The following is a 15,342-nucleotide window of genomic DNA, read 5'->3' as shown; positions in this document are numbered from 1 at the left end:
CTAGAACAGCACGCCGCTTCCGATCATTCCCGTTCGCGCTTTCCGCGATGCCCATGCGGCCGCTCGCTGGGACGCCCGCCGCGCTGGCGGCGCAGGCGCGCCTCCAAGGTGGCCGCCTGCTCCTCGCGCTCATCGTGCAGCTTGAGGTAGTTGCGCCAGCGACCGGGCGCCAGTTCACCCGTATCCAGCGCCACCTGCACGGCACAGCCGGGCTCGCTGCCGTGGCCGCAATCGGCAAAGCGGCAGCGCTCGGCCAGCGCCTCGATATCGGCGAACAGATCGAGGTTTTCCTCGCCGGTGAGCTTCAGTTCGCGCATCCCCGGCGTATCGATCAGGCAACCGCCGCTGGGCAACTGCAGCAGCGCGCGATGGGTGGTGGTGTGGCGGCCGCGGCTGTCATGGCTGCGCACTTCGGCGGTAGCCATCGTCGCCGTGCCCAGCAGGGTGTTGGTCAGCGTGGATTTGCCGGCACCGGACGAGCCCACCAGTACCGCGCTGTCGCCAGGCTGCAGATACGGCGCCAGCTGCGCCACGCTGGCCGGATCCTTGCCGTTGAGGGCGTGGATCGGCGTGCTGCCGGGCAGGCGGGCGCGCAATGCCTCGATCTGCGCGGCCGCATCCTCACGCGTATCGAGTTTGCTCAGCAGCACCACCGGCTGCGCACCGGAATCCTCGGTCAGCGACAGGTAGCGCTCGATCCGTGCCGGATTGAAGTCGCCGTCCAGCCCGGTGAGCACCAGCACGTAGTCGATATTGGTGGCGATCAGCTGGCGCTCGTAGCGTTCGCCCGCCGCCGCGCGCGACATCACCGTGCGCCGCGGCGCCACCGTGACGATATGCGGCGGCGTGCCGTCTTCCACCTCGACGAAATCCCCCACCACGGGCCGCTCGGCCGGGTCGATGCCGCGCTTGAGGAAGCGCCCGTCCGGCTGTGCCCCGAACAGGGTCTCGCCGTCATGCAACTCGTAACCGGCTCGATGCTGGGCCACGACCCGCGCCAGCCGCAGGCCGACGGCAGGCAGCACTTCACCACGCCAGCCGATGCGTCGCAGGCGTTCGATCGTTTCAGCATCACTCATTCGGGGAAGTCGGTCGGCACGATCTGGCGATTATGCCCTGCCCGGGCATGGCCAGACGATGAACCGCGATTCGCCCCGAAGAGCGCTCGCGCTGCACTGCATCACGCTGCTAGCATCGACCTGCCGGCGATGGTGCCGGCGCTTGGACTGTGCTCCCAGACTTCGAAGGATGCCGGCGTTGACCTCGATCACACCCAGTGCGCACCTGGCGGACGTGCGCTATGAAATCCGCGGCGCGCTGACCCGACGCGCGCGCGAACTGGAGGCCGCCGGCCTCGACATCATCAAGCTCAACATCGGCAACCCCGGCCGTTACGGCTTCGAGGCGCCGGCGCACCTGCGCGAGGCGATCGCCGGCCATCTGCATGAAAGCGAGGCCTATGGCCACGAGCAAGGGCTGGAACTCGCCCGCGAGGCGATCGCCGCGCAGCAGCGCGCACGCGGCGCACGCGGCGTCGACGCGGACCGCATCTTCATCGGCAACGGCGTCAGCGAACTGATCGACCTCAGCCTGCGCGCCCTGCTGCAGCCCGGCGACGAAGTGCTGCTGCCCAGCCCGGACTACCCTTTGTGGAGCGCCGCGACCATTCTCAACGGCGGCCAGCCGCGCTACTACCACTGCCTCGCCCGGCACGACCACCTGCCTGATCCGGATGAGGTCGAGGCGCTGATCACGCCGCGTACGCGCGCGCTGGTGCTGATCAACCCGAACAATCCCACCGGTGCGGTGTATCCGCGCGCCCTGCTGGAACGACTGGTCGCCATCGCGGCGCGGCACCGGCTGCTGCTGCTCGCCGACGAGATCTACGACGAAATCCTCTACGACGACGCCAGCTTCCAGCCACTGGCCGACGTGGCCGGCGAACTGCCCTGCCTGAGCTTCGGCGGCCTGTCCAAGGTGCATCGCGCCTGCGGCTACCGGGTCGGCTGGATGAGCCTGTCCGGCGACCATACCCGCAGTGCCGCCTATCGCGATGCCCTGCAACTGCTCGCCGCCCTGCGGCTGTGCGCCAACGTCACCGCGCAATGGGCCGTGCTGCCGGCCCTGCAGGATGCACCGACGATCGGCGCGCTGACCGCCGCCGGCGGTCGCCTGCACGAGGCACGCCGGGTCGTGCAGCAGGGCGTCGCCGCCAGCAGGTACCTGGAACTGGTCGTCCCGGAAGGGGCGCTGTATGCGTTTCCGCAGGTCCGCGCCGACCGCTTCCCCACCTTCGACGACGAGGCCTTCGCGCTGCGCCTGCTGGAGGAAGAATCCGTCCTGGTAGTGCCCGGCAGCAGCTTCAACGTGCCGCGCAGCCGCCACTTCCGGCTGACCCTGCTGCCGCCGCCGGCCCAGTTGCGCGAGGTATTCGTGCGGATCGAGCGGGTGCTGACGCGGATGGCACGGGAACAGTCGCCGCATTCCGCCGTTGCGGTGGCCTGAACCAGGTTCTGACTGACCCAGATGATGCCGGCCACCCCGCCCCTGCACTATCTCGCCCTCGGCGACTCCTACACCATCGGCGAAGCGGTGGCCGCGGATCAACGCTGGCCCGCCGTATTGGTACAGCAACTGCGCCAGGCCGGGGTAGTGATTGATGATCCGCACATCATTGCCGTCACCGGCTGGACCACGGACGAGCTGGCGCGAGGCATGGATGCGGCATCGCCGATCCCGCCGTACGACCTCGTCACCCTGCAGATCGGCGTCAACGACCAGTACCGTGGCCGCCCGGCCGATGAATATCGCAGCCAGTTCGCCAGCCTGCTGGCGCGTGCGGTCGCCTTGACCGGTAACCGCCCCACGCGGGTGGTGGTGGCATCGATTCCGGATTGGGGCGTCACCCGTTTCGCGCATGAACAGGGCCGCGATCGCGCCGTCATCGCCAGCGAGCTGGATGTCTACAACGCGATCGCCCGCGGCGAGACATCGCGCGCCGGCGCGCATTTCGTGGACATCACCGGCATTTCGCGCGAACACCCCGGGCTCGTCGCCGACGATGGCCTGCATCCCTCGGCGGCGCAGTACAGGCTGTGGGTCGATCGCATCGCGCCGGCAGTACGGGCAGCCCTAGGCCCATCGCGCTGATCGGTGCCTGCTCCACCGCAACGAGCCTGCAACCTGTTCGCCATCGCTCGGTGACCTTGCCCTTGCACACTGGCGCCCCGGTATCCACCGGGAGTACGCGCCATGACAAGCCTCCGCTGCCGCAGCGCCTTCATCTCCGATGTGCATCTGGGCACCCCTGACTGCAAAGCCGGTTACCTGCTCGATTTCCTGCGCAAGCTGCGCTGCGAAAAGCTCTACCTGGTCGGCGACATCGTCGACATGGAGGCGCTGGCCCGACGGCCATGGTGGCCCGTGGAGCACAGTGCCGTGATCGCCGAAATACTCGACCTGGCGCAACGCGGGGTCGAGGTGCTCTACATCCCGGGCAACCACGATGCGCCGATGCGTGGCCTGCATGGCCAGAACCTGGGCGGCGTGCGGATCGAACTGGACGCCGTGCATGTCGGCGCCGACGGTCGCCGCTACCGGGTCAGCCACGGCGACGAGTTCGACCCCGAACAGATCGGCCGCGGCTGGATGCAGCACTTCGGCGAGGCGATGCACCGCCTGATCTGCTGGAGCAACCGCCGCCTGCACGCGATGCGGCAGCGGCTGGAACTGCCCTACCTGCCGCTGTCGATCATCATCAAATCGCATATCGGCAAGGCCTTGGCCTATATCCGCGCCTACGAGCAGCGCGTGGCCAGCGATGCCCGTGAACGCGGCTTCGACGGCCATATCTGCGGGCACATCCACTTCGGCCATGTGCAAGAGCTGGACGGCGTGCTGTATCTCAACGACGGCGACTGGGTCGAGCACTGCACCGCCCTGATCGAGGATCACACCGGCGCGATGGAGCTGATCCACTGGAGCGAGCAGCCTGCCGCACTGGGCCGGGCCAGCCGCGAACTGGTATGGCCGTCGCCCGCCGCGGCCCTGGCGATGGCACCGCTCGGCGTCTGCCCGCGCGACCTCAGCGGACTGCGCCGGGCGGCCTGAACCGCGCCGGCCTTGCAAGACCGGCACGACCGCCGCATATCGGGCGGCGTATCATTGATCCTCTTTGCCGGAGCCTCCCATGTCCCTCGACAGCACTACCCGCGAACGTATCGAAACCCTGCTCAAGGACCACCGCGTGGTGCTGTTCATGAAGGGCAACCGCCAGCAACCGATGTGCGGCTTCTCCGCCGCGGCCACCAACACGCTGAACGAGCTGCTGTCGGACTACCACACGGTCAACGTGCTGGAGGATCCGGAAATCCGTGAGGGCATCAAGGCCTACGGCGACTGGCCGACGATCCCGCAGCTGTACGTGGAAGGTGAGCTGGTCGGCGGCGCCGACATCATCCGGCAGATGTACGGCAACGGTGAGCTGCATACCCTGTTCGGCGTGGCCGCACCGGACCGCACGCCGCCGCAGATCACCATCACCGACGCGGCCGCCGAGGCGATCCGGCAGGGCACGGCCAACGCTGAAGGACTGGCGCTGCACCTGGAGATCGGCCCCGACCACAGCGCCGGCTTCCAGCTCGCGCCGGCCGGCGAGCACGACATCGTGGCGCATGCCAATGGCCTCGAAGTTCACTTCGATCCGGCAAGCGCACAGCGCGCCAAGGGCATCGTGATTGACTGGGTCTCCACCGTGCAGGGCGAAGGCCTCAGCCTGAAGTTTCCCGGTGCGCAGGAGATCAAGTCACTCAGCGTGCACGAGCTGCAGCGACACCTGGCTGCCGGCAGCATCACCCTGATCGACGTGCGCCCCGCTCACGGTCGAGCCCAGGCTGCGCCGCTGGCGCAGGCGCGGGTGCTCGAGGAAGAGGGCTTCGAGAGCCTCGCCGCACTGCCGAAAGACACCGCACTGGCCTTCATCTGCCACCACGGCATCTCCAGCCGCGCGACGGCGGAACGCTTCGCCGCGCACGGCTTCAGCAACGTGCACAACGTGGAAGGCGGCATGGACGCGTGGGCTGCCGAGATCGACTCAAGCGTGCCACGCTACTGAACCGCTCCGCCTGCCAGATTGGCGGCTGATATCCGCATATCGGCGATCAGCCGTCGCGCGTCATGACGACCCGTCTCAGACTTGCGCCGCAGGCAGCTCACAGGACTGATTGAAATCACCAATCGCCTCGACCAGGTCGGTCACCGCGGCGCGCTCCGCCTCGCTGAGATCCGGGTTCCAGTTGTCGAAGATCAGTACTACCCGCGTCTCGTTGCTGCGGTTCCATGCCTCGTGCTCGAAGGTATCGTCGAAGGTCACGCAGCGCCCGGTTTGCCAGACATGGGTTTCACCGCCCACGCGCAACGCGCAGTCCTCAGGAATGATCAACGGTAGATGCGTCACCACTCGGGTGTTGGTAACGCCGCGGTGCGGCAGGATGTGCGTGCCTGGGCGCAGTACTGAGAACAGTGTCTCCGGCGCGTGGTCGCGAATGCGCACCAGCGGAAGCGTATCGAGCAGTGCCGTCGTTTGAGGGCAGCTTGCGCAGTGTGCATCGTAGCGCTCGCCATGACGGTAGAAGAAATACGCGTCCCATGCAGCCTGCTGGCTGCCCGATGAGCGCAGCATCTCCTGCATATCCAGTGGCGACTGGGGCCCGAGGAAAGCCTCCATCTCGCGCTCCTGCGGCAACACGCCATCCAGTTCCGCCCGAACCTTCGCGGTGGCTTCCTCCAGTGCATCCAGCCATGGGAAACGCTCGCGTGGATAAAATGGCTGGCTCGGGATGTCCGGGAAATACAAGAACTTCGGCTGCTGGCGCGAATCGGGAATGTTTGCCGGTTGTTCACCGAAATAAATCGCCAGACTGTGCTCGACACGCACCAGTTCGGAATTGCCGTAACGCTTGCGCAACGGCTCAAGCGCACCATGAAACAAATCGTGGCGGCCGGTATTGACGTAACGCATGGCATATTTCACGACCTCACGCAAATCCACCGCAGTGGTCTCGTCACTGAGCCAGCGTCCCTTCGTTTGGGCGCTACGGATCGCCACGAAGTACGCCACCAGCGCATCGTGCACATGGCCAAGCTGCTCGAGTGCGATACCCAGTTGCAGACGCGCCACGAACATCTCCGGTGCCAGCTGCAAACCCCGTTGCAGGTTGGTGGATGCTGCGCTGAAATCTCCGGTCCCCAGCTGTGCGGCGCCGAGCTGACACAGGATGCTCGGATCGTTCTTCTTGAACTTGTCGGCCACAAGCAACAACTCGATTGCCTGCGCATGCTCGCCACGGGAATAATGACGACCAGCGAGAAACTGCCGCGCCTCGATGTCGTCAGGCGCCACCCCGAGCAGGCGCGCATACGACTGCTCGGCCCGACCCAGGTCACCGCGGCGCAGATGTTCCCTCGCCGTAGCACGTTGCCCGGCAGGACTCTCGGGATACGGGTTGTTCAGCGACATGTAGCATCCTCGTGGCGGTGAGCTTCCCGCACCGACAGTGACGGGTATGGGTGTGGCCAAGCGGGCATAATACCCGCTCGCGCCACAGCGCCGCCGATGCCGCACCATTGCGCAGGCGCGACTTGAGCGGATCATTAAATCGTCGGGAGTAACGAAAGCAGATGACGTCGCGACTGGATGGATTGACCCAGGCTGCCGCGCAAGGCGTCATGGCGGCGGCGCAGGCGCTGGATGCGGGCAGGGTGGACGAGGCCAGCCGCCATCTCGCCGGCGTCGCGGCCACTTTTCCGGAACATCCCGAAGTCCTGCGCATGCTGGCCGGCCTACAGGGCATGCGCGGCCAACACCAGGATGCCGTCCGCAGCATGCGCCGCGCACTGGCGCAGCGCCCCGCTGACCCCGTCTATCACAATACACTGGGCACCCTGCTCGGGCAGTCCGGGGCATACGATGAAGCCATTCAATCGTTGCGCCGCACCTGCGAACTGCAACCAGACATGGCGATCGCCTGGTACAACCTCGGCGTGATGCTGACCCGCAGCGTACGCAACGAGGAAGCGGTTACAGCCTTGCGCCGCGCCGTGGAGCTGGCGCCGGATCACATGCTGGCCCGTGCCCTGCTGGCTGACATGCTGCGCATGCGTGGCCGTGTCGGCGAGGCCGCCGTCGAGTATCGCCGAAGCCTCGCCGAGCAGCCCTGGGCCGGTATGGCCTGGTGGGGGCTGGCGGACATCCGGATCGCGCGTTTCAGCACCGACGACATCGCTCGCCTGCAGGCGGCCTTGCAACATCCTGCAGCAAGCGACGACGACCTGATCGCGATGGGCTTCGCTCTGGCCAAAGCCTTCGAAGACAACGGGAACTACGCCGATTCACTTGCTGCCTTGGCACAGGCCAATGCGATCGCGCGCCGCCGGCAGCAGTGGAACCGCAACGGATTTTCCGCCGGCATTTCAGCCGTCCATGCCGCGTTCGATCCGGCGCCTGTCGGAGCACCCGCCGGTCTGGGCAGCGAAGTGATTTTCATCGTCGGGCTGCCACGCTCAGGCTCGACCTTGGTCGAGCAGATCCTCGCCTCGCACTCGTCCGTGGAAGGCGCCGGCGAACTGCCCGACCTGCCGCAGGTGCTTGCCGAGGAATCACGTCGACGTGGCCAGCCGTTTCCGCAATGGGTAGCCTCGATGTCGTCTGCCGACTGGCAGCGGCTTGGCCAACGCTACCTGGAACGTACCGCGCACTGGCGGCGTGAACGCCCGCTCTTCACCGACAAGCTGCCCAACAACTGGGTCTATGCCGGCGCCATCCACGCCATGTTGCCATCGGCGCGCATCATCGGCTGCCGACGCGATCCGCTGGAAACCTGCTTCTCCTGCTACCGCCAACGGCTGGACAACAACGAATACACACGTGACTTCGAGGATCTTGCCAGTTTCTGGCGTGACTACGATCGCAGCATCCGGCTTTGGCAAGCGCACTATCCCGAGCGTGTGCTTGAACATGATTACGAGGCGATGCTGGCGGCCCCGGAAGCCCGCATCCGCAAATTGCTGGAGTTCTGCGGCCTACCATTCGAGGAGGCCTGCTTGAACTTTCACGAGAACCAGCGAGAAGTACGCTCCCCCAGCGCGACCCAGGTTCGCCAACCTCTGCGCGCGGACACGGCGCGCGCGCAGCGCTATGGCGCCCTGCTCGATCCATTGCGATCCGCGCTGGGCATGCCTCCATGGCAGGACTAGCCAGCATGCCTGTAGTCGCGGGCGTCGAGCACTCATGACACACCGGCCGGATGACCAGCGGCTCCCGGGCGACCGCGCGCTGGCCGCCCATGATGCACAACGACTGCGCGGTGACCGCTCGCATCGCAGCCTGCTCGACGGACTGGCTGGGCAGGCCGAGCCGATCTGGCTGGAATGTGCCCAGGCACTGATGCTGCGCAAGGATCCGGCCGCAAGCGCTGTCGTGCTGGGCGGCGCTCTGGCCGAACACCCCGGATCTGCCGAACTGCGGCTGGCGTTGGCTGGCGCTCTGCTGCAGAACGGCGATTCCGTGCAAGCAGAGTCACTGCTGCGCGATGTACTTGCGATGGCTCCGGATCACGCCGCCGCAACTCTCCTGCTGGCACGCATTCTCAAGGAACAGGGGCGCATGCATGCCGCAGCAACCGTGGTGCGCGCGCTGTTCCGACACCCGCGGCATGACCCCGAACTGGTGATACGGGCAGTCGAGCTGCTCGATGATTGTGGGCGCAAGGAGGATGCCGCTGCGCTCTGCGAGCACGAAATTGCTGCCGGCAGTACCGATCCGCGCCTGCATGCCTATGCCGGCATGCTGCTGGCCCAGCTCGGTCAGTTCGAACTGGCCCGGACCAGGCATGAGTTCGTGCTCGCCAGCAGCGCGCAAGCGCTCGACTGGCACATGCCGCTTGGTCTTGCCGACCTGCAGCGCTACCACGATATCAGCCACCCGGATTTCGCACGGTTCCACGACTATCTGCAGCATGCACCGCTGGCTTGGCAGGCACGTTCCTCGCTGCTTTTCGCCCTGGGCAAGGCTCACGATGACATCGGCGACTTCGCACAGGCATCCGGTTATCTGCGCGAGGCCAATGCGCTTGTGCACGCGAACATCAGTTGGTCGGGAAAGCTGTGGAGGCGAAGCATCGAGGCACGGCTCGGTCGCCGATTGCCTCCCGGGCAGCTCGACGCCCCGACGGACTGGACCCCTATCTTCATCGTCGGCGCTCCGCGTTCCGGCACCACCCTGCTGGCCGAGCTGCTGGGCCGTAATCCACAGGTCTGCCATCGAGGTGAAGTAGCGTGGCTGCCCACCCTGGCGGGACAAGTCCTCGATGCCCACGGCGACTACCGTGGACGCCTCGAGCGGGCCGCGTCGACGTATGCCGCGCAAGTGCGTCAGGACGATTCCGCGGCGCGCTGGTTCATCGACAAGCAACCGCACAATTTCATGCACGTCGACTTGATCCTCGCGATGTTTCCAAACGCGCGGATCATCCATTGCCAGCGCAACGCGCGCGACAATGCGCTGTCACTGTGGATGAAATCCTTCCAGACTGGTACGCAGGATTTCTCCTATGACTTCACGGATATCGGCACGGTCATCCGCGGTTCGCGCCGGCTGATGAAGCACTGGACGGAGCGCTTCCCGGCATCCGTCCTGAGCGTGCGCTACGAGCAGCTCGCCAGCGATCCCGAGGGCTGCCTGACCAACCTGTCGGAGTGGCTGCAACTTCCCGCCCACAGCTTGTTCGGCACCCAAGGGAGTGAACGCCCGATCAGCACCGCCAGCCTGTGGCAGGCACGCCAGCCGGTCCACACCCGTTCGGTACAACGCTGGCGGCACTACGTACCGTACGTACCCGAGCTGCTCCAGCTTCCGGAAGACTAGCCTGCCGCCGGCTCAGCCATCCGAGTCGACGGAATAACCCCAGTGATCGAGCATCGGCTGCAAGATCGGCAACGCCGGCGCCAGCGCATCGCGATAGCGCAACCAGCGGTTGAGTCCCTTGCGGTTGACCGGCTGGATCACCTGCGTATAGCTGGGTGTGGCGATGAAACCCTTGTCGCGCGCATGCCGATCGAAATGCAGCATCGGCGTCGCATCGGCCACGCCGATGAATTCGGCGATCCGCCTGGTCTGCGCCTCGGGGTCGGCCACCAGGTCCTCATAACGCGAGATCAGCAGGCTCGGCTGAAATACCTGCACGTGATGCAGCCAGCTCTCCATCGCCGTCACGTAGGCTGTCGCCAACCGCTCGAACGAGGAACAGGCCGATGCCAGCACGCTGGCATGGAAGTTCTGCATATAGTTGCTGACCAGCACATCGCAGGGATGCCGCAACGCAAGAATGAACTTCGCCCCGGGAAACAGCCGGTGGATCATCGGCAGCCACAGCATGTTCAATGGGTTCTTGTCGACCAACTGCGTATCCCAGCGGCGGGATATCTTCGAGCAAACCAGATCCAGATAACCCTTGCGCAGTTCGTCACATGCATATTGGTCGAGCTTGTGCAGATCGGCCGGAACCGATAGTCCGTAGTCATCCAGTTGGTCGGCCAGGATATTGAAAAATGGCCGCTCGTCCATCGACTGCAACGCCGGATGGGCATCCAGCATCTGCTCGAGCAAGGTGGTCCCTGAACGCGGAAAGCCGACGATGAAGATCGGTGAGCTTGCCGCATCAGGGGTTCGTAGCAAAGGCCAGTCGCGGTATTCCTGCTTGGATACCCGCTGCACGGCAGCCGGCAAGATCGGCGCCCCCGGTTCAAACCGGTATGGCACGGCGATCTTCAGCTCGGCGACCTGACGCGCATGCGCCGTCTCCAACGCCTGCAACGCTGCAGGATGCTCGCCAAGCTTGTCGCATATCTCGGCCAGCGTGAAGTAATGCGCGTAGTCTTTGTCGTTGCGTGGGCCCACCTGTTCCAGCATCTCGCGGGCAAGCTCAAGCTTGCCGCGGCGCAAGGCCAGCATGCTGTACTGGTGCGAAATTTCCTGCCGATTCGCGTCAGTGAGCACGGAGATATCCTGGGCCATCTCGTCCAACAGCAACTGCGCCGCATCGAGGCGATTGACCCGTTCGTACACCGCCGCGAGCAAGAGCCTTACAGATAGCTGCGCAGGCGTACGGGCATGCAGATCCTCCAGCAACAGCAGCGCGGTATTGGCCTCGCCGAGCACCAGGTGCAGATCGGCCAGCTCAAGCTGCAGGGCATCGTCCAGCGGCAACCATGTGCGCCAAGGCCGGATCAGCCCATCCGCACGATAATCGCGGCAGATCGTACAGGCGCGCGCAGCATAGATGCATGCCGCGGGAGACGTCGGGTCGAGCTGGACGGCCCTCAGCAAGCTGTCGCGCGCGGTACTGTAGTTCTGCTGCTGCAGTTGCAGCAGCCCGCGGTTGATCCACTGCTCGGCATTGTCCGGCGCCAGCCGCAGTGCAATGGAACAAGCCTGCTCTGCCTCAGCCAACTGGGCCGCTTCGCGCAATGCCGTCGCGTAATTGCCCCAATGCAGGCCACTCTCGGGTAGCAGGCCGGTCAAGCGGGAATGAATGGCGATCGCTTCATCCAGCCGCTGCTGGTGATGCAGCGAAATCGCCAGCAGGAGCAGCACATCAGCATCATGCGGCGACTCCAGCAGCGCCATATGGCAAAGCTGCTCGGCGTCGGCCAGTCGGCCGGCCTGCAGCGCTGCAAGGATATTCGGAATGTGATTCAAAGTAGTCGTCATCAAAAAAAGAGCCGCGCGGGGTAACCCGCGCGGCTCATCCGTACTAACCAGTCAGACTGGCTTGAACGATCAGAACTTCACCGTCACGCGAGCCCAGAAGTAGCGGCCCTGCAGGTCGAAGTCGCTCGGATCCGTGTTGGCATTGAGCGTGTTGTTGGCATACAGGAACGGCGGCTGCTTGTCGGCCAGGTTGTTCACACCGAAGTCCACGCGGGTGTTGTACGGCTCGATGTTGTAGCCGATCGACACGTCGTTGTAGATCGTCGCACCATACTTGAACACGGCGCCGGGAAGGCTCGGGATCGGGCTGGTGGTTTCGCCCGGTGCCGCCGTACCCATGGAGAATCCACCGACCATGCGCATGCGCCACGAAGCATCCCAGTTACCCAGGTTCCAGTTCAGGAAACCCTGTGCGCGCCAGCGCGGGAACAGGCAGACGCCGCCACCGCTCGGGCAGGACGCAGCCTCAGCCGAACCGTAGTACTCGAAATGACCGGCATCGTGATAGATCGCGTTGCCCGGCTGGCCCGGTGCCGTTTCCTGGTCATAACGCTTCAGGTACGTCGCGTCCACACCCAGGGTGAAGTTGCCGAACGAGAACTGCGGCAGCTTGTAGCGTCCCGAGAAATCCACACCGCTGGTATCGGTACGGCCCAGGTTACCGGTCGGTTCCACGATCTGGATGATCTGGCCAGTGGGATCACGCGAAATCAGCGGGCAGTAAGCCGACACACCGTTGTAGCAAAGGTTGAGAACGGTCTGCGCACCGATATTGCTGATCGTGTTCAGCAGATACAGGCGCCACACATCGACGCTCAACGACAGGCCCGGCACGTAGCTCGGCGAGTAAACCGCACCGAAGTCGAACGACTTGCCCGTCTCCGGTCCAAGCGGGAAACCAGCGTACTGCGAACCCGAGGACACGGCCTTGATCTGCTGACCCAGAGCCACGTCCGTGTTCACGAACGTACCATTGAGCGGCACGTTGACGCAGGCCGGATTAGCCACCGTGATGCCATCGCAGGGATCGCTGCCGAGACGCGGTGCATCACTGATCGGCGAACCGTACACGTTGCTCACGGTCGGTGCACGGAACACGTCCGACACGGTACCGCGCAGCAGCAGGTCGGAAATCGGACGGTATTCCAGCGCGAACTTGAAGTTGTTCGTGCTGCCAAAGGTGCTGTACTTGGAGTAACGGCTGCCGACGGTGGCATTCAGCGCCTCGATGCCCGGGATGTCCTTCAGGATCGGGATGAACAGTTCCGCGTAGCCTTCCTTCACGTTGTAGCCACCGCTCAGCGGCGAGCTGCACTGGCTGCCCAGTGTGCAGTTGCCGGTGGTCGGGTCGATCGTCAGCAAGGGATCGATCTGGGAGTTGACATACTCGGTGCGATAGGAAGCGCCGCCTGCCAACTGGACCGTACCTGCCGGCAGGTCGAACAGACCGCCGTTGAAGTCCAACGAGTAGATCTTCTCGATCGCGAAGTTCGAGCTGATCGCCGGCACGGCAGCAGCCTGCAGGGCCTTCACCGAGTTCGGATCGAACAGGTTGAACGGGTTGAACGGCGTGCAACCGCTGGTGATCGGGGCCGCGGCGGTGCCGCAGGTCACGACGCCAGTGGTCGGGTTGAGGAAGGACGGGCCCAGATCTGCATTGATCGTGTTGACGTTCGGCAGACCCTTGGTGATCAGCACCTGCGAGGTGTGACCGTAGTCCAGACCGAGATCCCAGTTCCAGCTCTGGTCGAACAGGTTGAAGTCACCCTTGAAACCGGTCTGGATCTGGTCGTTGGTGATCGCGGAGTCAGCACTGCGATTGCCAGCCGAAACCAGGCGCGCGCGGAAATCTTCCGCTGTCGGGTCAGCGGCAGTCACCGGAGCAAAGTCAACGCCGAACGGGTTGTAGTAAGAATCCTTCGAGATCACTGCGCCATAGAGCGTGCCCAGCAGCGCCGGCGCAAGCTGGAAGCTCGCACTGGTCTTGTTATGGTACGCATCCAGGTAGGCCTGGACATGGTCACCGATGTTGTAGGTGCCCTTGATCCACAGGCTCGTACGCTCCTGCGGCGTCTGGATCAGGTTGACGGTCGCGTAGTTGTACTTGTCGCTGTTGGTGAAGCAGTGGTAGTCGGTATTGACGTTCTGGCCGCTTGCACCGGCATTGGCCGCCACTCGCGAGCAACCGTACTGGGCTGCCAGGCCGGGAGGCAGCTGGATGTTGCCGTGCGCCGGGAAGCTGGAGCCGCCGACATAGCTGTACGGCGGCGTCGCAGCGCTGCCGGTGATCGACACCGAGTTCCTGGAGAACTTGCGGTTCGCGGCTTCCACGCCGTCGGTCTTGTTGTAGTCGACGCCGCCCATCAGGCTGCCCTTGTCGGTCGTCTGACCGAACACGAAGCTGTAGCCGGTGGTGGCGCCATCATTATGGTCAGACTCGCCGTAGTTCAGCGAAATCTGCGCGCCCTGGTAGTCCTTCTTCATGATGAAGTTGACTACGCCGGCGACGGCGTCGGAGCCGTACACGGAGGAAGCGCCGTCGGTCAGCACCTCGATGCGCTCGATCATGTCGGCCGGGATCGAGTTCGGATCCTCGTTGATGATGCGCTTGCCATCGATCAGGACCAACGTGCGCTGGCTACCCAAGCCGCGCAGACCGATCGACGAGCCGCCGGTGCCGCCGCCATTGTTGACCTGCGGGTTGACGTTGCCACCGGTCACTGCCGGCAGTTCCTGCACGATGTCACCAAGGGTTAGCTTGCCGGTCGCCTTGATTTGGTCGGCGTTGATGGTAACCACCGGATTGGAGGTTTCCAGGTCGACACGACGGATGTTCGAGCCGGTGACTACGACGGTCTGCAGCGTGGAAGCCTTCTGCTGACTCGGCTGGTTCTGAGTGGACTGGTCCGACGTGGACTGCTGGCCGCTTGTATCCTGGGCAAATACCGTGCCCGATGCGCCAACCGCGATGACAGCACCCAGCGAAAGCGCCAGACGGACTGCCGAAGAAAGTTTCTTGACCCCAAGTTTCATGAAGACACCCTCCGATTAATTATTACCATGGGCCAGACACGCTCTGCCCCAAAAAACTGCAACCTGGCCAGATCTCCCAAGCCGACGAACTGCAGACTCACGAACTCCCAGTTTTGCCTAGCTAGTGAGCAAATAACGAACGCCACATACCGTCATCGACAGGCAAATTGCGCCTCAACCATGTGCCTGAGACGCCCTTAGCATGACGCTAGCTTTTCCAAATAACCGCCCAAGCGGGCACCTAGGTTCATATGGAACGACTTTTTATCACGTCTGCTTTACGTTTTGCCAACAAAATTTGTACCCGCAATAACTTGCACGATCAGGAGCAATCCATCCAACCCCTGCCGCAGTATGTTAGTTGAATCTAAATCGAACAAAAACAATACTTTATGGTTATTGCTCGGATGGAACTCGCCCACATTTTTGCCGCCAAAGCAATAACTTGCGACATTCGATGACGTAGTGCAAAACCCAAATTACCCGCCTTCAGCAGTTTTTCCAGCCAATTTCCATCAAATGAGCGAGTCACTGGTACCGCC

Annotated in this window: 10 protein-coding genes; 6 read left to right on the top strand and 4 right to left on the bottom strand. The window is 64.1% G+C overall.

Annotated elements, in window-relative coordinates; genetic code table 11:
• Positions 1-23: 23 nt before the first annotated feature.
• Complete coding sequence (rsgA, locus tag B0E46_RS04325; protein WP_077554470.1) at positions 24-1,079, bottom strand: ribosome small subunit-dependent GTPase A; 1,056 nt, start codon at positions 1,077-1,079, stop codon at positions 24-26.
• Positions 1,080-1,257: 178 nt separating this feature from the next.
• On the opposite strand from rsgA, the gene B0E46_RS04320 reads away from it, so the two are divergent.
• The 4 genes from B0E46_RS04320 (at position 1,258) to grxD (ending at position 5,113) form a co-directional block, all read left to right on the top strand.
• The gene (locus B0E46_RS04320; RefSeq protein ID WP_139350412.1) at positions 1,258-2,505 is read left to right on the top strand and encodes an aminotransferase class I/II-fold pyridoxal phosphate-dependent enzyme; all 1,248 of its coding nucleotides are present in this window, start codon (positions 1,258-1,260) and stop codon (positions 2,503-2,505) included.
• 24 nt (positions 2,506-2,529) lie between these two features.
• Positions 2,530-3,150: an SGNH/GDSL hydrolase family protein gene (locus tag B0E46_RS04315; protein ID WP_077554603.1), complete on the top strand. Its 621-nt coding sequence runs from the start codon at positions 2,530-2,532 to the stop codon at positions 3,148-3,150.
• 102 nt (positions 3,151-3,252) lie between these two features.
• Positions 3,253-4,110, top strand: coding sequence for a UDP-2,3-diacylglucosamine diphosphatase (locus B0E46_RS04310; protein ID WP_077554466.1), 858 nt, complete (start codon positions 3,253-3,255; stop codon positions 4,108-4,110).
• Positions 4,111-4,189: 79 nt separating this feature from the next.
• Positions 4,190-5,113 carry a Grx4 family monothiol glutaredoxin gene (gene grxD / locus B0E46_RS04305; RefSeq protein ID WP_077554465.1) on the top strand — a complete coding sequence of 308 codons (924 nt, stop codon included), beginning with the start codon at positions 4,190-4,192 and terminating at the stop codon, positions 5,111-5,113.
• Positions 5,114-5,188: 75 nt separating this feature from the next.
• Here grxD and B0E46_RS04300 read toward each other — a convergent pair whose 3' ends face one another.
• The gene (locus B0E46_RS04300) at positions 5,189-6,517 is read right to left on the bottom strand and encodes an aspartyl/asparaginyl beta-hydroxylase domain-containing protein (protein WP_077554464.1); all 1,329 of its coding nucleotides are present in this window, start codon (positions 6,515-6,517) and stop codon (positions 5,189-5,191) included.
• Between the two features lie 161 nt (positions 6,518-6,678).
• Here B0E46_RS04300 and B0E46_RS04295 point away from each other — a divergent pair, with 161 nt between their 5' ends.
• Together B0E46_RS04295 and B0E46_RS04290 are read left to right on the top strand one after the other, a co-directional pair.
• Positions 6,679-8,253 carry a sulfotransferase gene (locus B0E46_RS04295; RefSeq protein ID WP_077554463.1) on the top strand — a complete coding sequence of 525 codons (1,575 nt, stop codon included), beginning with the start codon at positions 6,679-6,681 and terminating at the stop codon, positions 8,251-8,253.
• Positions 8,254-8,287: 34 nt separating this feature from the next.
• On the top strand, positions 8,288-9,922 hold the full coding sequence (locus B0E46_RS04290; protein WP_077554462.1) for a sulfotransferase family protein: 1,635 nt from the start codon (positions 8,288-8,290) through the stop codon (positions 9,920-9,922).
• 12 nt (positions 9,923-9,934) lie between these two features.
• Here B0E46_RS04290 and B0E46_RS04285 read toward each other — a convergent pair whose 3' ends face one another.
• Both B0E46_RS04285 and B0E46_RS04280 read right to left on the bottom strand, forming a co-directional pair.
• A complete protein-coding gene (locus B0E46_RS04285; RefSeq protein ID WP_077554461.1) occupies positions 9,935-11,767 on the bottom strand; it encodes a tetratricopeptide repeat-containing sulfotransferase family protein in 1,833 nt (610 codons plus the stop codon).
• Positions 11,768-11,836: 69 nt separating this feature from the next.
• Entirely contained in the window at positions 11,837-14,800 is a 2,964-nt protein-coding gene (locus B0E46_RS04280) for a TonB-dependent receptor plug domain-containing protein (RefSeq protein WP_077554460.1), read from the bottom strand.
• Positions 14,801-15,342 lie beyond the last annotated feature (542 nt).

The sequence above is a fragment of the Rhodanobacter sp. B04 genome, assembly GCF_002001125.1.
In the GTDB taxonomy this organism is placed as follows: domain Bacteria; phylum Pseudomonadota; class Gammaproteobacteria; order Xanthomonadales; family Rhodanobacteraceae; genus Rhodanobacter.
The sequence above is the reverse complement of the archived record's forward strand: the minus strand, read 5'-3'. Positions and strand labels throughout refer to the sequence as shown.

What these genes read in the sequence shown, in the direction of transcription:
- B0E46_RS04280 (WP_077554460.1), bottom strand. Translation starts at nt 14,800, where the DNA reads ATGAAACTTGGGGTCAAGAAACTTTCTTCGGCAGTCCGTCTGGCGCTT.
- grxD (WP_077554465.1), top strand. Translation starts at nt 4,190, where the DNA reads ATGTCCCTCGACAGCACTACCCGCGAACGTATCGAAACCCTGCTCAAG.
- B0E46_RS04315 (WP_077554603.1), top strand. Translation starts at nt 2,530, where the DNA reads ATGCCGGCCACCCCGCCCCTGCACTATCTCGCCCTCGGCGACTCCTAC.
- B0E46_RS04285 (WP_077554461.1), bottom strand. Translation starts at nt 11,767, where the DNA reads ATGACGACTACTTTGAATCACATTCCGAATATCCTTGCAGCGCTGCAG.
- B0E46_RS04295 (WP_077554463.1), top strand. Translation starts at nt 6,679, where the DNA reads ATGACGTCGCGACTGGATGGATTGACCCAGGCTGCCGCGCAAGGCGTC.
- rsgA (WP_077554470.1), bottom strand. Translation starts at nt 1,079, where the DNA reads ATGAGTGATGCTGAAACGATCGAACGCCTGCGACGCATCGGCTGGCGT.
- B0E46_RS04300 (WP_077554464.1), bottom strand. Translation starts at nt 6,517, where the DNA reads ATGTCGCTGAACAACCCGTATCCCGAGAGTCCTGCCGGGCAACGTGCT.
- B0E46_RS04310 (WP_077554466.1), top strand. Translation starts at nt 3,253, where the DNA reads ATGACAAGCCTCCGCTGCCGCAGCGCCTTCATCTCCGATGTGCATCTG.
- B0E46_RS04290 (WP_077554462.1), top strand. Translation starts at nt 8,288, where the DNA reads ATGACACACCGGCCGGATGACCAGCGGCTCCCGGGCGACCGCGCGCTG.